Origin of the sequence: Sulfurimonas sp. HSL3-7, from assembly GCF_039645985.1 — a bacterium.
Taxonomy (GTDB): Bacteria; Campylobacterota; Campylobacteria; order Campylobacterales; family Sulfurimonadaceae; genus Sulfonitrofixus; species Sulfonitrofixus jiaomeiensis.
Genome location: NZ_CP147919.1, coordinates 464,537 through 487,168 on the forward strand (window position 1 = coordinate 464,537; position 22,632 = coordinate 487,168).

Here is a 22,632-nt window from a genome sequence, read left to right on the forward strand (position 1 = left end):
GACGTAGATGACCGAGACCATACTCTACTTTCTGAGCCGTTTTAGTGTCAAATTTAAAGTCGGTTTTATCATCCTCTTCCTGATTACCGGGATTGTTTTTTGGAACCTTTCCTACATCTCGATGAACTACGATGCTTATGAACAAAAGATAAGCGTATCGGAGTCACTGGAGAAAGCGAGAGCGATTGAGGAGTTGATGACGCTCTTTCAGGAAGAGAGACGCGCCGCACTTGATTTTTTATATGTCGATCATGACCCGAAAGTATTTGACACTGCTGCTGAGAAGACAACAGACAAGCTTGCATCGATGCAGGGATTTATGCAGCAGTGCCGGTATGAGAAGAAGCGTACGGTTATCAAGCAGACCCTTTCCAAACTTCCTTCCATCCGTCAGGAGATCCTTTCCGGGAACCTGAACGGAACCGAAGCAGTCCGCTTCTATACGGATGGGATCATCAAACATCTTATCGATATTGTTGCCCTGATGACAAAGCAAAACAGCAGTGACGGGTTTATGGCCTATTTTGACATTATGAATGGTATTGAGTACAGTGCCCTGGAGACAGACCTGACGATGGCAGTGATGGGAGAGGGGATCGTCACTGAAGATCTTTTTGAAGTCATCATGATCATTGAGGGCAAAGCCCAAAGCGCGCTTGATGACTTCAGGCGTTTTGCTGATACTCTGGCTTTGAACAAGCTCTATTCAAGCTATCGTAACGGCGATTTTGTCGAGATGAATATTCAAAAAGAGAACTTCCGCAACCATATCTTTAAAGGAACCAGCGATATTTTTGACCTGCTATCCTGGAATCGTACGACCAAGACCCATATCCGAAATCTGCGGCTGATCTCTGATTTTGAGTATGATTTTCTTTCGACGCAGTTAAGCCGGGAGATCGGGCGTTATCAAATGAAGCTCTATCAGGATGTCGCGATGTTGCTCATGCCGATCATGATCGTTGGATTGATCGCCTATTTTATTTTTTTGGATATCAACGTAGCATTGCGGACAATGCTCAATTTTTTACGTAATAGCCGCTTGGACGATACGAAAAAAGAGCGGTTTCTGCTTTTGAAATCGCCCAGTGAACTCGGGCAGGTCTATCGGCAGCTCTTTGCTTTCAATACGAAGATCAACAAACAGATCAAGATCATCCGCCAAAACTATGAATATGATGCGTTGACCGCACTGCCAAATCGTGTTAAGTTGTTGAGCGTTCTGGACAAGGCTTTAAAAGAGAAAAAAGAGTTTACGCTGCTCTATATCGATATCTATAACTTTTCACTTATCAATGACTCTTTCGGACAAGTGGTCGGTGATATCTACCTGAAAGAGGCGGCTGAGGTACTGAAAGGACTGGTCAAGGAGGTGGCCAAGAATCCGTTGATGAAACTGCAGGTCTATCGCATGGGTTCGGACGAGTTTGTGATCGTATGTGCCAACCAGCAGTATATTTCGCGTGTTGTTGAAGCCTTGAGCAATACCTACCTGGTTAACTACAACGGCATCGCAATGCCGTTGACCTTTACCTTCGGACTGGCCAATAGCAGTGAGAAATCGACAAGCAGTTCCATTCTGACCCAGGCGGAATTAGCTGTTAAAGATGCTGTAAAACATCAGCAACGTTACAGTGTCTATGACGGGGATGACTCTTATAAAGTCAAATACAAGACAAACCTGGAATGGGTAAAACGCATTAAAAGTGCTTTTGAACGAAATCAATTTGCAACCTATTTTCAACCTATTGTCTCTACCAAAGATGGAAGTCGCGTTAAATTCGAAGTATTGGTCCGTCTGCGTGAAGAGGAGTCGGACATTGTTCTGCCTTATGAGTTTCTGCCTGTCTTGCAGAAGATGGGGCTTGAGAAACGGTTGACCAAGGTGATCATCGATCAAAGCTTTGAGCTCATGCACCATTGTAAAAATGATATCTCTATTAATATGACGCGTGATGATCTGGATGAAGACATGCTGCGTTATTTGGAGACCAGTCTGCATCTGCATAAGGTTGATGCATCCAGTGTTTCCATCGAACTGGTTGAAACGGAAGAGCTGCTGCAAGAACGGTATATCAAGATCATTCAAAGGATCAAAGCATTGGGATGCAAGATATCGATCGATGATTTTGGAACGGGTTATTCAAATTTTGCCTATCTTACAAAGATCATGCCCGATTTTATCAAGATAGACGGTTCTCTGATCAAAGATATTGATGTCAATGTCCAAAACCGTAGCATTGTCGAAGGGATAGTCGATCTGGCACACTCACTTGATATCAAATTGATCGCAGAATTCGTAAGTACGCCCCAAATTTATGCTATTATTCAGGAATTAGGTATCGAATACGCTCAAGGCTTCTACTTTGGCAAAGCAGAGAGTTGCGATGTGATATTAGAAAAAGAAGGAAAAAAGTGAGACATTTTTTAACACTTAAAGATTATTCCAAGGAGGAGATCCTGGAGATCATCGCTTTAGGTCTACAGATCAAAAACGAGCTTAAAAACGGTGAACAAAAACAGTATATGCCGAACAAGACGCTTGCGATGATTTTTGAGAAGAGCTCCACTCGTACACGCGTCAGTTTTGAAACAGGAATATTCCAGCTCGGCGGCCAAGGACTTTTCTTGTCGAACCGCGATATTCACCTTGGACGGGGTGAACCGATTAAAGATACGGCCCGTGTGATCTCGTCCATGTGCGACATGGTCATGATCCGGACCTTTGCCCACTCGATGCTGGAAGAATTTGCTTCCTACTCGAAAGTGCCGGTGATCAACGGTCTGACGGACTCCTTCCACCCGGTACAGCTGTTGGCTGATTATATGACGATGATCGAACATAAGGGTGCCGATGAACCGGTAGTCGCCTATATCGGCGATGGCAACAATATGACCCACTCCTGGATGATGCTGGCGGCAAAACTCGGGTTTGAACTGCGTGTTGCTACGCCGAAAGGGTATGAGGTCGACAGCGGTATTCAAGCCGAAGCTGAGAAAATCGCGCAAGAGAACGGCGGCAAGCTTGTTTTTACCAACTCCCCGCAGGAGGCTGTCAAAGGTGCGACTGTCGTGACAACCGACACCTGGGCTTCGATGGGTCAGGAGGATGAAAAAGAGGAGCGTATCAGGGCTTTTGAAGGTTTTATCGTCGATGAAGCACTGATGGCTCTTGCTAATAAAAAGGCGCTTTTTTTACACTGTCTGCCGGCTTATCGCGGTCAAGAGGTAAGTGAAGCTGTTCTGGAAGGGGCGCAAAGCGTTGTCTTTGACGAGGCAGAAAACCGTCTGCATGCGCAAAAAGGACTGATGGTCTGGTTGTATCAAAAGCAGGCAAACCGGTAGGTCCCAGTTAAGGAGCGGCTTACAAGCCCGTTCGCGCACGCCGGTTTATACGTCGGAAAAAGGTATTTAGACGGCCACTCTTCCTAAGCTTCTTTTCCTTTTATAACCGTGAAAAATTGACCCTCTTAAAAAAGCTATCAATTACATATCGTTATCTTACGATATAAGAACATATAATAAACGATAAATTTAAGAAAAACTTTCTTATGGTATTGTATACTCTTATCATCAAGAAAAATTAAGGGTACACATTATGTTTAAAATCGGATTCTCGCTTCTTCTTCTGGCTACCCTGAGTTACGGTTCAGCACCAGAAGCAGCCCCTGAGCTCAATCAAAAATACCACGATTCAAGCAGCTGTAAAAGTTGTCATATGCCGATCGTCAAACAGTGGAGCACGTCGTATCACGCTAAGTCGCATTACGGAAGCGACGAGTATCTTCGTGCTTCGATGGATTATGTAAAACGTAAAACGCGTAAACCTATCAATGCGGTCAAAGTGCAGTGTGCAGTGTGCCATAATCCCCGTATCGCCGTAACAGAGACAGGTATCGATTATCAGATCGCCGCGGTGATGAAGCTGGACAAAGGCTCAGAAGTCAACAAAGCGGTTGCAAGCGATGCGCTTGCGGAGGGGATCAACTGTCTTGTCTGTCACAACATCGACAAGGTACATGATGGTCTGCCACCTGAAAAACGGGGGATCCACCGTATCAGCTGGAACCCCGTCGGGGTTATGAGCGGTCCGTTTGAGGATGCAAATTCGCCGTATCACAAGACCCAGTATCGTGACTTTTTCGGCAAGGATTCCAAAAAACTCTGTTTTGTCTGTCATGCCAACGACCGTTCGGAAACCGGTCTGGTCTTTGCCAATACCAAAGATGAGTACAAAGAGACAACGAAACAGTGCGCCGATTGCCATATGAGCCCAAAACGAGAGGGGGTGGCAAGTACCCTGGCTACCGAAAACGGTAAAGCGAAAAAACGCATGGTCCGCGAACACCGTTTTGCCGGCGCGCATACAACATCGATGTGGGAAGGTGCCTTGAGCCTTGTCGGCAAAAAAGAGGGTAACAAGCTGAAACTTACACTCGTGAATGAAAACCCGCACAATATACCGACCGGTTTCGGAGCAAGAGAACTGCTTATTGATATCGTCTATCAGTCCGGAAGTGCGGTTGTCGAGAGTAAACAGATCTCGTTGACGCAGCACTATACAGACAAACGCGGTAAAGACACGATCCCGCATCTCGCAGTCGAAGCGACAAAAAATCTTTCGATCCCTGCAAATTCAGAGCGGACCTTTGCTGTTGACATTCCAAAGGGCGTAGGCAATGCTGTCGTTACCGTCTCTTACAGATTGGTGAATGATCGGATCAGAAAGTTGTTGAAATTGAAAGAGAAACAGTGGGGAGAGAAAAAGTTTATTACCAAAGCGAATATCCGCTTCTAAAGAGGGATACCCCTCTTTACGATTAACCGCGCATCTGCATCGTGATCAGAAAGTTTTCACCTTCTTGTCTGACGGCAAACTGGTGCTTACCACAGAAATCGTCATTCATCTTGCGTGCCAGTTCCCCCGCCTCGATCAGGGCAAGGTCTTTATCGTCGTAGCTGTATTCCGGTGACATATTGGCACGACGGACGCAGCCACACTCTCTTTCTATAATAACTTTATACATATTTTTCCTTCTTGATGATTTTGCGAAGTATAGTTAAAGAGATTTAAGAGGAGATAAGGAGCTTACGCTCCCTGGGCAGATTAAGATTTAGTACGTAATACCGGTCGCTTCACGGACTTTTTCGATGATAGGCAAGGCGACTTTACGTGCCTTGGCTGCACCAAAGGCAAGGATTTCACGCACTTCATCCTGGTGGCTTTCAAAATATTCACGTTTCTCTCGATAGGGGCGGAAATACTCCCAGATCACATCATGAAGGTAGAGTTTGAAGTGGCCGTGCCCTTCGCCGCCGCGTCTGTAGCGTTGCTGAAGTTCGGTAAGCTCCTGGGGATTCAAAAAGAGTCTGGCGATATTGTAGACATTACAGTTTTCAAACTCTTTCGGCTCTTCCAGGGGGACGGCTTCAGTGACGATCTTCTTGACTGTTTTGAGCTGCTTTTTCTCTTCACCGAAGATATTGATAGTATTGCCGTAGGATTTGGACATCTTTTGACCATCGATGCCGGGAACGGTTGCCACATTGTCATCGACACGGTGTTCCGGGATCACGAAAATATCGCCATGCTGATTGTTGAACTTGGTTGCGATGTCACGCGCCATCTCAACATGCTGGATCTGATCTTTTCCTACCGGAATGACCTCTGAATTGAAAAGAAGAATATCAGCGGCCATCAGAACAGGATAAGAGAAGAGGTTATGCTGACTTGCCAGACCTTTTGCCGTTTTGTCTTTGTAGCTGTGACCGCGCTCCAGAAGTCCCATCGGAGTAAAGGCAGAGAGCGCCCAGTAAAGCTCAAGCACCTCTTTGACATCGGACTGCACCCAGAAGGTCGATTTTTGCGGATCCATTCCCAGGGCCAAAAAGTCGATTGCAGCCTGCATAGTCAATGAGGCAAGACGCTCACCATCGCTCACGCTGGTCATTGCATGATAGTTGGCAATGAAGGCAAATACCTCGCTGTTGTCTTGTGAATCGATCATCTGCTTTATTGAACCAAAGTAATTGCCGATATGAAGATCGCCAGAAGATTGTATTCCAGTTAAAACACGCACATATACTCCTTGAACTAATTGCAAAATTATAGCCAATTAGCCTCTATTTACTATTATTTGGAACGCAAGCCACGCTTTGTCAATTTTTTATTAGAATAGATGTGATATTCTTAAAAATATTAAATAAAAGGATTCATTATGAATGTTCAAATTCGTACCAAAGATATTACTTTAAACGACAGCACAAAAGCGCACATAGAGGCAGCAATCGAACAATTTAAAAAATTCAGTATGGATATTACAACTACAAATGTCGTTTTGACAAAAGAAAAAAACGGTGTGGGTGTCGAATTTGAATTCCATATTGCACACAATACGCCGATCGTTATCAATCAAAGTGACCGCGATCTTGATGCGGCTATCGATGTGGCGATCGACCGTGCTAGCAAAGCGCTCCGCCGTATGCATGATAAAAATACAGATCACCGCACTGTTTCGATCAAAGATCTGGAAGTCGAAGAACAAGAAGTATAATCTTCCAAACTGCGTATCCTGCAAACAAAGGTTGACTTTAGACTGCTAAGTGCGAAGTCAACCGTTCTTTCTCTCAGTTGAAATAATGATAATATATATATCGCAGTCATTTTACCTACTAATATAAAAAATCTTGTAGATATCTCTACGTTTAAAGCAAAGGATTATTATGGATAAGATAAAAGTTGTCTGCCCGCATTGCGGCCAGGTCAATGCAATCCCTTTTAAAGCGTCTTATAACAAGGCAAATTGCGGCGGGTGCAAAGGTTCTCTTCTTGACACAAAGCCGATCCAGCTTGAGGCGTCTACGTTTGATCATCATCTTGTAAACAGCGATATTCCTGTCGTTGTAGACTTCTGGGCGCCTTGGTGCGGCCCCTGCCGCATGATGGCGCCTGCTTTTGAAGAGGCAGCGCGAGCCTTTGTTCTAAAAGCGCGTTTTGCCAAACTCAACACCGAAGAGCACCAAGAACCTTCTGCCCGTTTCGCCATCCGCTCTATCCCGACGATGATCATTTTTAAAAACGGCAAAGAGCTTGATCGCGTCTCCGGCGCATTAAGTTCTGAGCAGATCAAGCAGTGGGTAGGGCAGTTTATATAAACGCCTTCGACAGGGGTATTTTGCCCTCTTTTGCTATAATTCCTCAACTATTTTGAGGAGTCTTCCATTCGTTTTATATTATTACTGCCTTTTCTTTTGTTGATGACACTTCATGCAGGAAGTATTGTGAATGAGGAGCAGGTATATTCGATTCGTTTAGGCGGCGGTTTTGCTGACAGCAATGATCTTGGAGAGATTCTTCTCGGTGATTGGAACCGCTACCCGAAAGACACGTCCGTAATCAATCTGGATGCCGGCTGGTGTTTTGTTGAAAATATGTCAGACCTTCCATTGGACTGGTACCTGAAAGGGGGTGTCTCGTACTTTGACGAGAACGGTTACGCGGACGATATTTTAGAAATCACGCTCTATGTCAAAGTCTACTGGAAGATTGATTTTTTACAAAACCGTGTACGTTTGGGTCTTGGTGAGGGACTTTCCCTTGCTAACGAGGTTCCGATTGTGGAAATAGACGATGCTCGAAAGGGCGATGGTACGTTGGACCCTACGTCGAAGTTTTTGAATTATCTTGATATCTCTGCCGATCTGGACCTGGGACGACTGCTGCATGTCGAAAGCCTGAGAGACCTCTATCTTGGCTATACCCTTAAACACCGTTCCGGCATATTCGGTGTTTTCAACAGGGTCCATGGCGGTTCGAACTACAATATGCTTACATTAGAGAAAAACTTTTAAAGGATAACAATGTATCAATGGGTTTTATGGTTTCACATTATTTCGATGGTCACCTGGTTCGCAGTGCTTTTCTATCTACCGCGTCTTTTCGTCTATCATGCAGAAAATGCAGAGAATAAAGGCTTTATAGAGGTTGTAAAAGTGATGGAGATGAAGATATACCGCTATATCGGCGTGCCGGGGTTCTGGGCAACACTGTTATCGGGTATTACGCTGATCGTCATCTACCCGACCAATATCTTTGCTACCGGCGGCTGGTTTCACGCGAAACTCTTCTTTGTCGTGATCCTGATCGCCTACTTCTTCTCTCTGGGAAGACTGCGTCTGAAGCTGCTGAATGACAGTTGTACAAAAAGTGGTAAATTCTTTCGTATCTATAATGAAGTGCCGACGATCCTGCTGCTTCTGATCGTCGCGATGGTGGTCGTAAAACCGTTTTAAGACGCGTTCGCGGATCAGCGTTTGAGACGACGCTTTTCGTTTTTCGCCTTTGCTTTGAAAAGAATAGGGACACCCTCGAAGTTGAAAGCCTCTCGCAGCTGGTTGGTAAGGTAGCGGCGGTAGGTGAAGTGCAACCCTTTTGGCTTGTTCATGATCAGCGCGATGCGCGGCGGTCGGATGTCGTACTGTGTCGCAAAGTAGATGCGTATCATCTGCCCGTTCATCGAAGGGAGGTGGTGCTTGCGTTGCGCCCATTCAAGCACTTCATTAAGTTTAGACGTTGAGATGCGCTGTGAGTAGTTCTCGTTGATCTCCAGCAGTTTGTCATAGATCTTCTGAACGCGCTGGCCGCTCTGCGCCGAGATCGTGATGATCGGAGCATAGTGTAAAAACTTAAATCGGTCCCGTATATCCTGTACGATCTGCTGGTATTTCTCACCGTCAACGATATCCCATTTGTTCAGTACGATCAAACAGGCCATCCTGTTCTGGTCGATCAGCCCGGCGATCTTTTCGTCAAGCTCCTTGAACGGTTCGGAAGCATCAAGGACGAGTAGGGCGATATCGGCATCTTCGAGCATCGCTTCGGTCCGCATCAGGGCATATTTTTCTATTCCCAGGATCTTGCCGCGTTTGCGGACGCCGGCTGTGTCGATAAAGGTGATCTCCTTATCTTTGTATTCCACCGTTTCGTCGATAGGGTCGATGGTGGTACCCGCTACGGAGCTGACAACCGAACGTTCTTCATGGAGCAGGGCATTAAGTAGAGAACTTTTCCCTACGTTGACACGGCCGATAATCGCAACGCGCATCTTGTTGAGCGCCTCTTCGTCGTATTCGCGGATCGCCTCTTTGTCCTCAAGCATCTCTTCGGCTTCAAATTCTTCGGCCTCTTCGAGTCCTTCATAATATTCTTGCAACGGGTTGAAATAGCCGTCGTCCTCATCCTCGATCTCTTCAAAGAAGTCGTCGTCAAAATCCTCTTCCTCTTCTAGGGGAGCAGCTTCCTCCTCCTCTTCCTGGAGAGGACTCTCTTCGGTAAGACGCTCTTCTTCCGGCTCTTTTTCGGGCAGCTGCTCCTCTATCCACTCCAGAAGAGCATTTATGTGACGGTTGTGCGAGACGGAGATGCCGAAGATATTGTCGCAGCCAAACTCGTAATAGTCCCAGACCTTCTCCATCATCTTGTCGTTGTCGATCTTGTTGACGACAAGCGCCATGGTTTTACCCATCTCCTGAAGCTCATAGAAGAACGCTTTGTCCTCTTCTTCGGGTAGGCTTTTTCCATCCACCATATAGAGGATGATATCGGCTTCATGGGCCGCTTTAATCGACATCTTTTTGATGGCATCGAAAAGCTCGTTTCCTTCATCAAGCCCGCCGGTATCGAGGATTTCCACCTCTTTATCGCCAAGCTCCAGTATGCGGCGTTTGATATCGCGTGTTGTTCCCGCCTGTTCAGAGGTGATGGCATCACGCTGTTTGAGCAGACGGTTAAAAAAGGAGCTTTTGCCCACATTCGGACGGCCGATAATGGCAAGTTTTTTCATAAGTTATATCTTTAATTGAGATGTAATGGCCAGTCGGGGAGGCGGGAGGATAAGAGTGTATACGATTATCTAAATATAAAAACCAAAGTACCTGTTATCGGTACTGCTTTTATGTTTCTTCATATAAAGAGAGAAGAGCCCTAACCCAAAACTGACGAATTGTTGATGTAATTATAGCGAAATGAGGAAAATAGTGTGTGTGGGCCCAAGCCTTGGGCTTGGGATGGGTCTCTTTTATTTGGTCTCAAACTCTTTTTCAAGATTTTCAAGTGCATTTTTAGCCTGGAACTGCTGCCATAATGCATCCTGGTTTTTGAAACTTGAGACAACACTCTCTTTGGCCGAAGTGTTGACACTCTCTTTGGTCACACCCATAAGAAGGTAGATGTCACTGTTTTCAGGATGCTGCCAGTAGGCGAGCTGTTTGGAACCGTTAAGCGTTACTTTTGCTACCTGCTTGGAGACCTGGCTGGAGACGGTGTCGACGGTTTCACCTTCGGCGATACCGGTTGAACGGGTGAAGGTCTCGACCTTGTCTTTGACGAGTGTTTCGATCTGCTGTGCAAGGTTTGAACGCCCGTTGGCCATAGCATTTCTGCGTGTAAAACCAGCGCCGGCTTTTGACATCTTGGCTGTTCCTACAGAGGTGATCATATCATCATACCCATCGACCATACCGCATGCCCAAGAGGGTGCTTCGGCTTTGTCAATAGTACATTCGGCCATCGGTACCGGTGCAGCTACGGGTTTTGGCTCTTCACCGCCACAACCGCTAAAGACAACCAGCATAAGGGCTGCAAGTGTTGAAGAAACTAAAATTTTTGTCATTGCTTATCCTTGGAATAAATTGCCTAGATTATAGAAGTTTGCCTCTTAAAGGTTAATGAGCCGGCATTAACTTATGACGCTTTCGGGCATACTTTCCACATAAAGCGATTGAGACGGAAAGGCGAAAGAGGCACCATTATTCTCGACGATCGCCATCAGCTCTAGATTGATACGTTCTCTTACCTGCATGTATTCGCCCCATTGCGTTGTTTTGGTAAAGAAGTAACAGAAGATACCAAGTGCGCTCTCTTGAAACTCTGTAAAATGGACATAGATGGTTTCTTGATGGATGTCATCGTCATGATGCAGCATCTCCCGAATCTCTTCGAGGATCTGACGCATCTGCAGCGATGTGGTTGAATAGGTTAACCCGAGTGTCATTTTGATACGGCGTTTATGCATCTCTGACCAGTTTAAGATCGCAGTGTTGGCGATATTGCCGTTGGGTACACTGACAAGAGCCTGGGCAAAAGTCCGTACCTTGGTCGAACGGATACCGATATGCTCGATCGTGCCCTCCACTTCAGGGGTCTTGATCCAGTCGCCTACCTTAAACGGCTGATCGGTAAATATGACCATGGAGCCAAAAAAGTTGCTTGCCGTATCTTTGGCGGCCAGAGCAAAAGCCATACCGACAAGACCGAGTGAAGCGATAAAACCGGTGACATTGATCCCCCATGTGGAGAGAATGTTCATTCCCGCTATGATCAGGACGATTGCTTTTAAAATAGTGAGCAAAAGCTTGGCGAGGGTGATGCCGTTATCGGTTTTGATGCGTTTTTCCATCAGTTCATCCGAACTTTGGAAAAGGGCGACAATACGATAAAGCACCCAGGCCAAAAGGGCAATGGTCAAGGTTGTTATGGTATGTGATATCGTTGTCGAAACATCCTCGTGGAAGGTAAGAAAACTGAAGGCAACATTAAAGCCTAAGATGATCATCCCAAAGGCAAACGGACGTTGAAGAAGATGGAAGATCTGATCATCGAGTTCGGTCTCTGTTTTGTTTACCCATTTTAGTGCAAGAAGGGTTACCGCCCTTGAGAGCTGTTTGCGCAATGCCAAAAAGAGTAAAAAGATGATCAGTGCCGAGGCCCATTTTGCAAGTGAGTTCCCAAAAAGGGTGATAGCGAAGAAGTTGACCACCTCCTGAGGGATAGGAAGTTTGGCGATGATAATCTCTTCAATACTGTCATGCAAGGCGTGTGTCATCTTCGTGACATCGGTGACTTCGACAAAGGTGTCTGTAATGTCCGTCGTTCTATTTGTATCCATGGTATATCCTGCATTTGGAATGCAAAATAATAGCTATTTTATTTTAAAGAGGGACTTGTCGCAGCAGAATGCTAGCCGCGCTCTTTTTTGATCATCTCATAGGCCGTATTGATCTCCTGTACCTTTTTGGTCGCGTCTTTGATGTACTCTTCCGAGGCCCCTTTGGCCTTCATGATGTCGGGGTGGTACTTTTTGACGAGGGTGCGGTACTTTTTCTTGATCACGTTGAGGTCATCTTCTCTGTCAGCACCAAGGAGAGCATAGGCATCATTGATGCTGCTCTGTGAAGCATTGGCCTTGAACATCGAAGCAAAACGCTGCATGATCCCTTCGACTTCACTGCCGCTGATCTCTAAGAAGGCGGCGATTTTGATGATGAGGTTCTCTTCGGCATGGGAGAGCTCACCGTCGATGTAAGCAAGATTGATCAGGAAGGTCAGCATCATCAACCGCTTTTGCCTGTCGCCGCGGGTAAGGGCCTGAAGCCTTGCGGCCAGGGTATCGACATTGCGGATGATCTCTTTCTCGCGTTTGAAGATCTCTTTCAGGAGTTCGCGTACTTTCTCTTTGTGCGATTCGCCAAAGGCTTTGGAGATATCATTGAAGATATTGCCGATAAGTTCGGCTTCGAGCTCATGGATCCGTCCGTCTGCCTTGGCCACCTTTGCGATGAGGGCGACAAAGACACCAAGCTCGGAGTGGGCGACAGCCTCATAGGTCAGCGCAGTGCTTTGAAACTGCCCCTGTGTATAGAATTGGCGCTGAAAACGCTGGTAACTTTTGAAGATCCAGTTAAAGATGAGAAAAAGTACGATGAATGTTATTATTGTTGACATCTGTTTCCTATATTATGTTTTGGAAATTATGCCAAAATCAAAACAATAGGGATTAAATAGAGGTGCCAACAGCATTTTTTTGTATAATTAGGCCATTAAAAAATTAGGATAGACAATGAAAATCATTTTATTGGGCGCACCGGGTGCCGGCAAGGGAACACAGGCGCAATTTTTAACAAAACAGTTTGATATTCCTCAGATCTCTACAGGCGATATGCTTCGTGCGGCTATCAAAGCGGGGACAGAGATGGGCAAGATGGCAAAGGAGTTTATGGACGCAGGCAAGCTGGTCACGGATGAGATTATTATCGGGCTGGTCAAAGAGCGTATTGCTGAAGCCGACTGTAAAAACGGTTTTCTGCTTGACGGCTTTCCACGGACAGTACCGCAGGCAGATGCGTTAAAAGAGGCGGGTGTTGCTATCGATGCGGTCATCGAGATCGATGTGCCGGATGAGGAGATTGTCAAACGTATGTCGGGACGCCGTGTACACCAGAACTCCGGCCGTACATACCATATTGTCTACAACCCGCCTAAGGTAGAGGGCAAAGACGATGAGACAGGCGAAGAGCTGATCCAGCGTGCCGATGATAAAGAAGAGATCGTTCTGGACCGTCTGAAAGTCTATCATGAACAGACGCAGCCGCTGGTGGATTACTACAGTGCAGAGGCGGCGGTGAACAGCGCTGTCAAATATATTCGTGTTGACGGTACACAGAAGATCGACACGGTCGAAAAAGAGATCGTTTCACAACTGCAATAACACTCAGGTGACGCCTGTCACCGTTTTTACTTCTTACTTTCTTATTCTTTCAAGGCTTTCTGCATCTTCGACTCATTGTAGCCGTGTATGACGGTGTTGTTGATGATCAGAACGGGGACCCCTCTGCCGCCGAGTTTTTCGTAAAGGGCTTTCCCCTTCTCACTGCCGTGGATATCATACTCCGAAAATCTGATGCCGTTTTGACGCAGAAAATTCTTGGTACGCGTGCAGTAGGGACAAAAAGACGTTGTCAGGATACGGACTTCTCTGAAACGTGCGTTGGGTGTGCTGCTGTAGGCATATCTGTTCTCTCGGGCGGTATTGTAGTGGATGATGGTCTGGCGCTCATCGTTGATCCGTTTGTCAAGGTATTGGGAGCTTTTAAAAAAACGGTTTGCGCAGTAGTAGGCGTAGATGCGCTCTTTGAGGTTCGGGTCCTCAAAGAATGTGTCCATTTTAGTGTTGACGATTGAGAGGAACTGCGGGTAGTTGTCTGTGTCAATGGCCCGGTTGAGTTCGCGTAGCATGAAAACAGAAAGTTTCTCATAGTGTGACTGCAGCTGGTGAAGCTTTTTCAGATAGGCTTTTTGCAGCTGCCTGTCATGCATTGGGCTGCTTTTATAGCCGAACTCCTGCACCTGGTTGCACATAACCGCATACTGCAGAACCTTTTCGCGCACGGCATAGTCGTCGGCAGGAAGGCGGTAAAAAGCGGCTCTTGCCTCAAAAAGAGGGGTGCTGATAGCAGCATATTGAGACGGTATGCCGATCGAAAAAAGCGATGAAATCATCACTGTAAGCAAAAAGAGAATTCTCATGACGATATGTCCTTGTTGTCAATATTAGATCGATAATCTAACAAGACTATAACGTTTTAGTCGTTAAACTTCCAAAAATAAAGGGTCCCTCTTCATAGGTGCCCTAAAGAGGTGATGTGAAACACTATATCTCCGGATTGGACCGCGGCGTGCTCTATATGCTGATGGCCTCTTTTTTCTTTGCTGTAATGGGCGCCTTTGCCAAGCTGGCCAGTGATTCGATGAGTTCGCTCGAAGTGGTCTTTTTTCGTAATGTGTTCGGTGTTGCACTGGTCGGATATGCCGTGTTGAAAAAGCCGATGGAACATGAGGGCGGCAAACCTTTTCTGCTCTTTTTCAGAGGGTTCATGGGTTTTGTGGCACTGTTGGCTTTTTTCTATAATATCGCGCATATCCCTTTGGGCGATGCAATGACCTTTTCAAAAACGTCGCCGATCTTCACCGCGATCTTTGCCTGGCTTTTTTTGCAGGAAAAACTGCCAAAAACAGCGTGGCTGGCTGTTTTTATCGGATTCGCCGGGATCGTTTTTATTGCCAAACCATCGGGGTTTATGTTCTCGAAAACAGATTGGCTCGGTATCTTCAGCGGGGTGGGGGCGGCTCTGGCCTATACCTCGGTGAGAGAGCTGAAAAAGTATTATGATACCCGAGCGATCGTGCTTTCGTTTATGGGGGTCGGCACTGCCGGACCGCTGCTGCTGCTCGCTGTCTCACCGTATGTCAATGCACCCGAACTGGATTTCATGCTGGGAACGTTTGTGATGCCTCAGGGAATCATCTGGCTTTATGTCCTCGGGATGGGGCTTTTTGCCACCCTGGCACAGCTCTATATGACCAAAGCCTATGGCGAGTCGAAGGCGGGCATTGTCGGGGCCGTGAGTTATGCCAATATTCCGTTCTCTATCGGGGTCGGTCTGCTTCTAGGCGACGCACTGCCAGATTTTATAACACTCTTGGGTATAATCTTAATTATTTTCAGCGGGTTTCTCGTTGTCAAAAAATAGGAGGTCTTTTATGGATGCAAATACAATGTATTATGGCGGATTGGTTCTAATCGCCATTCTCGCTTATTTGGCTTATACCAGCAACCGTATTATCACGGCGCTGCTTCTGCTCGCTTTAGGCGGCTATTTTATCTATGCGCATAATACCGGTAACACCATAACCGACTTTACCAACAAGACGGTTGAAAAAATCAATAAACAACTGTAGGAGAAATAATGATATTAATGGCCGGTCCCTGTGTTATTGAGAGTGAAGAGAACATCTTTGAGATCGCCAAAAAACTGGAGCGTTATCAGGAAGATGAGCGCATCGATTTCTATTTTAAAGCCAGTTTTGACAAGGCAAACCGCACCTCTTTGGAGAGCTACCGCGGACCGGGCCTCGAAGAGGGGCTGCGTATCCTGCAAAAGGTCAAAGAGGATTTCGGCTACAAGATCGTGACCGACATTCATGAGTCTTACCAGGTCAAACCGGTGGCCGAAGTGGTTGACATATTGCAGATCCCGGCCTTTCTCTGCCGTCAGACCGATCTGCTTGTAGCTGCTGCGCAGACCGACAGAATCGTCAATATCAAAAAGGGGCAGTTTATGAACCCTGCCGATATGAAGTATTCGGTACTGAAGGTGCTGAAGACCCGCGGCTGCGAGGAGGTCTCTTACGACAATGCCAAAGCAAACGGGGTGCTGCTGACCGAGAGAGGTTCGAGCTTCGGTTACGGCAACCTGGTGGTCGATATGCGCTCGCTTGTCATTATGCGCGAATTCGCACCGGTGATCTTCGATGCGACCCACTCGGTTCAGATGCCAGGCGGCGGAGGCGGAACGACTTCGGGTGACAGCTCGATGGTGCCGCACCTTTCACGTGCCGCAGCGGCAGTCGGCGTGGACGGTTTCTTTTTTGAGACCCATGTCGATCCGAGCTGTGCACTGAGTGACGGGCCGAATATGTTAAAATTAGAAAATTTGTATACAACAACAGAAACGATCTTGGCAATCCAAGAAGCAATTAAAGGACAATAATGAACATTATCGAAGGCAAATTACAAGTACAGCCAGGCAAGCGCGTGGCGATCGTCGCGGCACGTTTTAACCACCTTATTACGGACCGTCTGGTTGAAGGGGCAAAAGATGCCCACCTGCGCCATGGCGGTGACGAAGCGGACCTTGATCTGGTTCTTGTCCCGGGTGCTTACGAACTTCCGATGGCGGTCGAGCGCCTTTTGGCCACAGGCAAATACGATGCAGTCTGTGCCCTTGGCGCCGTGATCCGCGGCGCGACACCGCACTTTGATTATGTATCGGCTGAGGCGACAAAAGGCATTGCAACGGTATCGCTGAAATATGCCAAACCGGTCGCTTTCGGTCTGTTGACAACAGACACGATCGAGCAGGCGATCGAGCGTGCGGGAACCAAAGCCGGCAACAAAGGTTTTGAAGCGATGGTAACGGCTATCGAGATGATCAACCTCTATGAAGCGATCGAAGCGTAATGGCGACACGTCACCATGCCAGAATGGCGGTTGTAAGTCTGCTTTATGCTTTTGACCTCGGTAATAAAAGCATTTCCGATTTCACGGATGAGATTTTGGAAGACAAAAAGATCCGTAACAAACAAAAAGAGTTCGCATTGGACCTCTTTCGCGGCGTGATGGAACACCTTGAGAGTGTTGACAAGGCGATCGTTAAACACCTTAAAGAGTGGGATTTTGAGCGTTTGGGTTCGATAGAACGGGCCACTCTCCGTTTAGGCGCCTATGAGATCATGTATTCTTCACTCGATTCCGCAGTTGTGATCAATGAAGCAATCGAGGTCTCAAAAGCTTTTGGGACCGAGCAGTCACCAAAATTCATCAACGGGGTGCTTGACGCCATCTCCAAAGATAAATAATGTTCAAACTACTTGTCACAACACTTTTGACTCTTTCGGCACTTTACGCGTCAAACAGTTGTGTCAAGTGCCATGAAGGGATCGAAGATATCCGCGACCCGCATTCCAAGATGATGGAAGAGATCTACAAAGTCGCGGAAAAAGCAGGCCATCGAGGCAATGACTGTATTGTCTGCCACGGCGGGGACCCGACCACGATGGTCAAAGAGCGGGCCCATAAAGGTACGGTAGCCTATTTTTTGGAACATGAAGGTCCCAAAGATTACTACCCCGCACCGGGCAGCAGCTGGATCAACCAAAATACCTGCGGTATGTGTCACAAAGAACAGGTCAATGCGCAGATGAACTCCCTGATGATGACCGAGCAGGGTAAGATACAGGGCGCGCTTTGGAGCTTCGGCGGTAAAGTGGGCTACGACCACTCGGTGGCCACCTATGCTACCGGCAATCCCGAAGATCCGCACAAACGTTTGGGCAGTGATGCTTATAAGGCCTATATGCAAGAGCTTTCTGCGCTTGAACCGCAAGCCTTTCCTGGGGAGACGGGAGAGCTTCCCAAAGCGCCGACAGCCGAAGAGATCGAAAAAGATCCGTCTCTGGCGGTCTATACCTATCTGCGTCAGGAGTGTCTGCGCTGTCATACCGGCAGCAAGGGGCGTTCAAAGCGCGGTGACTTCAGAGGCATCGGCTGTGCCGCGTGCCACATTCCCTATTCAAACTCGGGTCTGTACGAAGGCGGCGATAAGCAGATATCGAAAAATCCGGGGCACCTGCTTGTGCACAGTATCCAATCTTCACGTAAGGCGAAGGTCAAAGTCCATGAGGTCGAGTACTCCGGCGTGCCTGTTGAGACCTGTTCGACCTGCCACAACCGGGGCAAGCGGATCGGGGTCTCCTACCAGGGGCTGATGGAGATGGAGTATGACGCAACTTTTGACGAAGAGGGCAAGGGACAGCCGAAACTCCATGGCAAGCGTTACCTGCATATGCAAGAGGATATCCACTATAAAAAAGGGATGCTCTGCCAGGACTGCCACACCTCAAACGATCTGCACGGTGACGGCTTTTTAAGCGGGGCAAATCTGGGGGCTGTTGAGATCGAGTGTCAGGACTGTCACGGTACGACCTCAAAATACCCGTGGGAACTTCCCCTGGGCTACTCTGACGAATTCAACGAGAATGCCAAGGTCGGCGAGCCTCGCGGTACCGTTAAAACAGTTGCCGAATACCTCAGGAAGGGGTCTGTCGAAGCGGCACCCGAGGGGTACCTTTTAAGCGCCCGGGGCAACCCCCTGACAAAAGCGGTCCGCAAAGGTGACAAAGTGCTTATGCACCTGGCCTCAGGCAGAGATATTGAATTGACACCGCTCAAAACGCTGAAAAAGGAGAAAAAGCTCTCCCGTGAAGCGTTGGCGGCAATGGACCAGATCAAAGCCCATACGGATGAACTGGAGTGTTATACCTGCCATGCGACCTGGGCACCGCAGTGTTACGGCTGCCATGTCAAGATAGACTATTCCGGTTCCAAACAGAATCCCGATTACCTGGAGGCTTCGCATGATCAGGATATCCATGGAACGACGGGGGGCATGCGTTCACTTAAAGAGTACCTTGTCGACGGAGAGGTGACAGAGACAAGGTCCTTCCTACGCTGGGAAGATCCGGCACTTTCTCAAAACGGCGAAGGACGTATCTCGCCGACGATACCGGGATGTCAGACGACTATTACTGTTATCGGGAAAGAGGGCAAAGCACTCTTGCAGAACCACATCTTCAAGATCCCGAATGTTGAAGGTGCGGGAGATGAAGGTCAAAATGCTATCGATATGGCAGCGGTACAGCCGCACACCATCTCCAAAGCGTCCCGCTCCTGCGAATCGTGCCATACGTCGGCCAAGGCATTGGGGCTGGGTATCGGCGGCGGCAAACTCAACGCTGATCCTAGCCAAGATACAATTGTCGATTTAATGACGGCTGACGGGCGTCTGCTGCCGGCCAATGTGCAGAGACAGATACCGCGTATCGCGAATCTGAAAAATGACTATTCACGTTTTATTGATGAGAACGGCACGCAGTTGCAGACCGTCGGGCACCACTGGAAGCTTTCGCAGCCGCTCAATGAAGAGCAGCGTTCCAAAGTGGACAGAGAAGGGATGTGCCTGTCATGTCATAAAGAGATGCCTGACGGCGATCTGGCTGTCTCGGCAATGGTGCATGCCGTAGAGATGGCGGGCATCGAAATAGACAAAAAAGAGCATGGCGGTATCTTAAACAAACTCTTGCGTATCGGAGCCTGGTTGCAGCTCTTAGTGGGAATTTTGATTGGCGGGTATATTATATACAGGCTCTTTTTTAAGCGTAAAAACCCAAGGAGATGGAAGTGAGAAAATTTATCTTACTGACTGCATTGACGGCTTCATTGTTTGCCAATGATATTATCATCAAAAATTCGGCCAACAGCGTCGAAAAGACGGTTAGCAAGATCCAAAATATCGTGACAAAAAAAGGTTTTACGGTCTTTGCGATTGTTGACCATCAGGCGGGCGCCAACAAGGTACGCATGCAGCTGCCTCCGTCAAAAGAGATCATCTTCGGCAATCCAAAGATGGGAACACCCCTGCTGCAAGAGAACATGCAGGCGGGGCTTGACCTTCCGATCCGTATTCTGGTCTACCAAGACAAAGACCTGAAAAGCAAGATCGCTTACAGAGACGGTGAGTGGCTCGTTTCAGAGCATAACCTGAGCAATAGAAAACTGCTCAATAAAATGAATTTTACTTTAGACAATATCACGACAGAGGCAGGACGTAAACAGTGAGCCGGATGACCAAAGAAGAAGCGTTAGAACTTATCCAAAACGGTGATCTTATCGAACTCGGTAAGATGGCTTCAGCAAGAAAAAAAGAGTTGCACCCCAAGGGGATCACGACCTTCATCGTCGATCGCAATATCAATTACACCAATGTCTGCTGGGTGGACTGCAAGTTTTGTGCTTTCTACCGCCATGCCAAAGAGGACGATGCCTATGTTCTAAGCCATGAAGAGATCGATCAGAAGATCGATGAGCTGGTGGCTATCGGCGGAACGCAGATCCTTTTTCAGGGCGGTGTGCACCCGAAACTGAAGATCGACTTTTATGAAGATCTTGTCGGCCATATCCATGAGAAATACCCGCAGATAACGATCCATGCTTTTTCGGCGATCGAGATCGATTTTATCGCCAAGATCTCAAAGATCTCGATCAAAGAGGTATTGGAACGTCTGAAGGCGAAGGGCCTTTCCTCGATTCCGGGCGCCGGTGCAGAGATCCTTAGCGACAGGGTCCGCGATATTATCGCTCCGAAAAAGCATGACTCCTCGGTCTGGATCGACGTGCACCGCCAGGCTCACAAACTGGGTATCATGTCGACAGCAACGATGATGTTCGGAACGGTTGAGACCGATGAAGAGATCATCGAACATTGGGACCTTGTGCGTCAACTTCAGGACGAGACAGGTGGCTTCCGTGCCTTCATTATGTGGTCGTTTCAGGGCCAAAACACCCAGCTGATGGAAGAGATCCCCGACATTAAGAAACCCTCCTCTAACCGTTATCTGCGTCTGCTTGCCGTTTCAAGGCTCTATCTTGACAACGTGCCGAACATTCAAAGTTCATGGGTGACACAGGGACCGTATATCGGACAGATGGCGCTTAAATACGGCGCCAACGATCTCGGTTCGACGATGATGGAAGAGAATGTTGTCCGAAGTGCCGGCGCAGGGTTCAGGATGGCAAAAGACGAGATGGTACGGCTGATCGCAGATATCGGCGAAACGCCGGCTATCCGAAACACCGCCTACGAAACGCTGGAAATATTTGCCTAGAGCAATATGACAATGAAAAAGTGTATCTTATCTTTATTACTATGTATTCAAGGAATCTCGATGGCTTCGACAGTGGATTATATTGATGTCGAGGGGGTAAAGATCCCTCTTATTTATGAAGAAGACAAACGTCTTCCTATGGTCTCCATGCAGCTCGTATTTGAGCAGAGCGGTTCGATCGAAGATGGGAAGCTGCCGGGTCTTGCCAAGATCAGCGGCAGGATGATGAACGAAGGGACCTCGAAACTAGGCAGCATCGGTTTTGCCAAAGTCCTTGACGCCAAAGCAGTCCATTTGAGTGCACACACCGGTACAGAGACATTTGTCATTGAACTGAGTTCGCTCAAAGAGTCTTTTGAATACGGCGTCAAACATGTCAAAATGCTGCTGCGCGATCCCAATCTCAGTCAAGAGACCTTAGAGAAGGTGAAGGCGATCTCTATCGGTTCGCTGAGCCGTAAAGAGAATGACTATGACTATGTTGCCTCAAATGCGCTCAAAGCGGAACTCTTTAAAGACACTGTCCTGGAGCATCCTTCAAGCGGCAGAGTGGAGGATGTCAAGAAAATAAAATTAGACGATATTAAAACGTTTTTAAAACAGCATCTTGTCCTGTCGCGTGCCGTTATCGTGATTGGCGGTGACATTACTTTGGACGAGGCAAAAACTTCGGTGCATGCACTGCTGAAGGGGCTTCCTAAAGGCAAGACAAGTGAATTACCCTTTATAGAAGCGGATAAAGAGAGCCAGCACAGTGTGCTGGAACGTGACACTGAACAGGCCTACCTCTACTTCGGCTCGCCCTATGATCTGAAAGTGGGTGACAGCGACGAGTATAAAGCGCGTGTAGCAGCCTTTATTCTGGGTACAGGCGGTTTCGGAAGCCGCTTGATGGAAGAGATACGGGTCAAACGCGGTCTTGCCTACTCGGCTTATGCCCGTGTGAACACAGCCCGTTCCAATGTCTATTTCTCAGGTTACCTGCAGACAAAACTGGAATCCCAAAAAGAGGCGGAAACAACTGTCAAAGAGGTGATAGCCGATTTCGTTAAAAAGGGTGTGACCCAAGAAGAGCTCGATCAGGCAAAGAAGTTTCTGCTCGGTTCAGAACCACTCCGTGTCGAGACCCTCTCGCAGCGCTTATCCCGTACGTTTCAAGAGTATTACAAGGGGCAGGAACTTGGCTCAAGTTTAAAAGAGCTGGAGAAGATCAAAGTGCTTTCTCTCGATGAGTTGAATGATTACATCAAGAAACATAATGAGATCAACGATCTCACATTTGCCATTGTGACCAATAGCAAAAAATAGGCGTCCATGCCTTTGCATATAGGGCTCTCTTCTGATACAGGCAGCCCTGTCAGCTAATAAAGATATCACGTCAAATGACGGTTTCTTAGACTTTATGCACTCAGAAATTCCCCGTTTCTACTATTATCCTTTTCTTCTGCTCTCTACTTCTCTTATTGTTTCAAGCTAATTTACTATTGTGTGGGAAGCTTTAAGATTATAAGGTA

24 protein-coding genes are annotated in these 22,632 nt (G+C 47.4%); 17 read left to right on the top strand and 7 right to left on the bottom strand.

Translation table 11 applies throughout. The features are described from left to right. Nucleotides 1-7: 7 nt before the first annotated feature. The 3 genes from WCY20_RS02345 (at nucleotide 8) to WCY20_RS02355 (ending at nucleotide 4,798) form a co-directional block, all read left to right on the top strand. A complete protein-coding gene (locus tag WCY20_RS02345; protein WP_345976677.1) occupies nucleotides 8-2,419 on the top strand; it encodes an EAL domain-containing protein in 2,412 nt (803 codons plus the stop codon). Beyond that, entirely contained in the window at nucleotides 2,416-3,345 is a 930-nt protein-coding gene (argF, locus tag WCY20_RS02350) for an ornithine carbamoyltransferase (protein ID WP_345976679.1), read from the top strand. Before WCY20_RS02345 ends, argF begins: the two co-directional genes overlap by 4 nt. A 253-nt stretch (nucleotides 3,346-3,598) precedes the next feature. Further along, the gene (locus WCY20_RS02355) at nucleotides 3,599-4,798 is read left to right on the top strand and encodes a multiheme c-type cytochrome (protein ID WP_345976680.1); all 1,200 of its coding nucleotides are present in this window, start codon (nucleotides 3,599-3,601) and stop codon (nucleotides 4,796-4,798) included. Between the two features lie 22 nt (nucleotides 4,799-4,820). Here WCY20_RS02355 and WCY20_RS02360 read toward each other — a convergent pair whose 3' ends face one another. Both WCY20_RS02360 and trpS read right to left on the bottom strand, forming a co-directional pair. Next, complete coding sequence (locus WCY20_RS02360; RefSeq protein ID WP_345976682.1) at nucleotides 4,821-5,027, bottom strand: hypothetical protein; 207 nt, start codon at nucleotides 5,025-5,027, stop codon at nucleotides 4,821-4,823. An 87-nt stretch (nucleotides 5,028-5,114) separates the two neighbouring features. Then, nucleotides 5,115-6,080, bottom strand: coding sequence for a tryptophan--tRNA ligase (trpS, locus tag WCY20_RS02365; RefSeq protein ID WP_345976683.1), 966 nt, complete (start codon nucleotides 6,078-6,080; stop codon nucleotides 5,115-5,117). A gap of 138 nt (nucleotides 6,081-6,218) precedes the next feature. On the opposite strand from trpS, the gene raiA reads away from it, so the two are divergent. From raiA to hemJ, 4 genes are all read left to right on the top strand, one after another. Then, nucleotides 6,219-6,554, top strand: coding sequence for a ribosome-associated translation inhibitor RaiA (gene raiA / locus WCY20_RS02370; RefSeq protein WP_345976685.1), 336 nt, complete (start codon nucleotides 6,219-6,221; stop codon nucleotides 6,552-6,554). A gap of 169 nt (nucleotides 6,555-6,723) precedes the next feature. Then, the gene (trxC, locus tag WCY20_RS02375) at nucleotides 6,724-7,155 is read left to right on the top strand and encodes a thioredoxin TrxC (protein WP_345976686.1); all 432 of its coding nucleotides are present in this window, start codon (nucleotides 6,724-6,726) and stop codon (nucleotides 7,153-7,155) included. A gap of 126 nt (nucleotides 7,156-7,281) precedes the next feature. Next, on the top strand, nucleotides 7,282-7,851 hold the full coding sequence (locus tag WCY20_RS02380) for a hypothetical protein (protein ID WP_345976688.1): 570 nt from the start codon (nucleotides 7,282-7,284) through the stop codon (nucleotides 7,849-7,851). Between the two features lie 9 nt (nucleotides 7,852-7,860). Then, the gene (gene hemJ / locus WCY20_RS02385) at nucleotides 7,861-8,292 is read left to right on the top strand and encodes a protoporphyrinogen oxidase HemJ (protein ID WP_345976690.1); all 432 of its coding nucleotides are present in this window, start codon (nucleotides 7,861-7,863) and stop codon (nucleotides 8,290-8,292) included. A 14-nt stretch (nucleotides 8,293-8,306) separates the two neighbouring features. Here hemJ and der read toward each other — a convergent pair whose 3' ends face one another. The 4 genes from der to WCY20_RS02405 all read right to left on the bottom strand — a co-directional run bounded on the left by der (nucleotide 8,307) and on the right by WCY20_RS02405 (nucleotide 12,781). Continuing rightward, complete coding sequence (gene der / locus WCY20_RS02390) at nucleotides 8,307-9,842, bottom strand: ribosome biogenesis GTPase Der (RefSeq protein ID WP_345976692.1); 1,536 nt, start codon at nucleotides 9,840-9,842, stop codon at nucleotides 8,307-8,309. A gap of 234 nt (nucleotides 9,843-10,076) precedes the next feature. Next, on the bottom strand, nucleotides 10,077-10,670 hold the full coding sequence (locus WCY20_RS02395; RefSeq protein WP_345976693.1) for an LPP20 family lipoprotein: 594 nt from the start codon (nucleotides 10,668-10,670) through the stop codon (nucleotides 10,077-10,079). Nucleotides 10,671-10,736: 66 nt separating this feature from the next. Continuing rightward, nucleotides 10,737-11,945, bottom strand: coding sequence for a mechanosensitive ion channel family protein (locus tag WCY20_RS02400; protein WP_345976694.1), 1,209 nt, complete (start codon nucleotides 11,943-11,945; stop codon nucleotides 10,737-10,739). Between the two features lie 71 nt (nucleotides 11,946-12,016). Beyond that, nucleotides 12,017-12,781, bottom strand: a complete 765-nt coding sequence (locus tag WCY20_RS02405; RefSeq protein WP_345976696.1) for a TerB family tellurite resistance protein — start codon at nucleotides 12,779-12,781, stop codon at nucleotides 12,017-12,019. A 115-nt stretch (nucleotides 12,782-12,896) separates the two neighbouring features. On the opposite strand from WCY20_RS02405, the gene adk reads away from it, so the two are divergent. Next, a complete protein-coding gene (gene adk, locus WCY20_RS02410; protein WP_345976698.1) occupies nucleotides 12,897-13,544 on the top strand; it encodes an adenylate kinase in 648 nt (215 codons plus the stop codon). 41 nt (nucleotides 13,545-13,585) lie between these two features. Here adk and WCY20_RS02415 read toward each other — a convergent pair whose 3' ends face one another. Continuing rightward, entirely contained in the window at nucleotides 13,586-14,362 is a 777-nt protein-coding gene (locus tag WCY20_RS02415; RefSeq protein WP_345976700.1) for a glutaredoxin domain-containing protein, read from the bottom strand. A gap of 116 nt (nucleotides 14,363-14,478) precedes the next feature. Here WCY20_RS02415 and WCY20_RS02420 point away from each other — a divergent pair, with 116 nt between their 5' ends. From WCY20_RS02420 to WCY20_RS02460, 9 genes are read left to right on the top strand one after another with little or no spacing between them, the layout of a single operon-like run. Next, nucleotides 14,479-15,366, top strand: a complete 888-nt coding sequence (locus WCY20_RS02420; protein ID WP_345976702.1) for a DMT family transporter — start codon at nucleotides 14,479-14,481, stop codon at nucleotides 15,364-15,366. Between the two features lie 10 nt (nucleotides 15,367-15,376). Further along, nucleotides 15,377-15,574 (top strand): hypothetical protein, encoded by a 198-nt coding sequence (locus tag WCY20_RS02425; RefSeq protein ID WP_345976704.1) that lies wholly within the window; start codon nucleotides 15,377-15,379, stop codon nucleotides 15,572-15,574. A gap of 8 nt (nucleotides 15,575-15,582) precedes the next feature. After that, entirely contained in the window at nucleotides 15,583-16,386 is an 804-nt protein-coding gene (kdsA, locus tag WCY20_RS02430; RefSeq protein ID WP_345976706.1) for a 3-deoxy-8-phosphooctulonate synthase, read from the top strand. Further along, a complete protein-coding gene (gene ribE, locus WCY20_RS02435) occupies nucleotides 16,386-16,856 on the top strand; it encodes a 6,7-dimethyl-8-ribityllumazine synthase (protein ID WP_345976708.1) in 471 nt (156 codons plus the stop codon). Before kdsA ends, ribE begins: the two co-directional genes overlap by 1 nt. Then, nucleotides 16,856-17,254 (top strand): transcription antitermination factor NusB, encoded by a 399-nt coding sequence (nusB, locus tag WCY20_RS02440; RefSeq protein ID WP_345976710.1) that lies wholly within the window; start codon nucleotides 16,856-16,858, stop codon nucleotides 17,252-17,254. The genes ribE and nusB overlap by 1 nt, the downstream gene beginning before the upstream one ends. Then, nucleotides 17,254-19,638 carry a multiheme c-type cytochrome gene (locus WCY20_RS02445; RefSeq protein ID WP_345976711.1) on the top strand — a complete coding sequence of 795 codons (2,385 nt, stop codon included), beginning with the start codon at nucleotides 17,254-17,256 and terminating at the stop codon, nucleotides 19,636-19,638. The genes nusB and WCY20_RS02445 overlap by 1 nt, the downstream gene beginning before the upstream one ends. Next, nucleotides 19,635-20,072, top strand: a complete 438-nt coding sequence (locus WCY20_RS02450; RefSeq protein ID WP_345976713.1) for a DUF302 domain-containing protein — start codon at nucleotides 19,635-19,637, stop codon at nucleotides 20,070-20,072. The genes WCY20_RS02445 and WCY20_RS02450 overlap by 4 nt, the downstream gene beginning before the upstream one ends. Before the next feature lie 5 nt (nucleotides 20,073-20,077). Continuing rightward, nucleotides 20,078-21,118 (top strand): dehypoxanthine futalosine cyclase, encoded by a 1,041-nt coding sequence (locus WCY20_RS02455; protein WP_345976715.1) that lies wholly within the window; start codon nucleotides 20,078-20,080, stop codon nucleotides 21,116-21,118. A 60-nt stretch (nucleotides 21,119-21,178) separates the two neighbouring features. Beyond that, the gene (locus tag WCY20_RS02460) at nucleotides 21,179-22,426 is read left to right on the top strand and encodes a pitrilysin family protein (protein WP_345976716.1); all 1,248 of its coding nucleotides are present in this window, start codon (nucleotides 21,179-21,181) and stop codon (nucleotides 22,424-22,426) included. The last annotated feature ends 206 nt before the right edge of the window (nucleotides 22,427-22,632 follow it).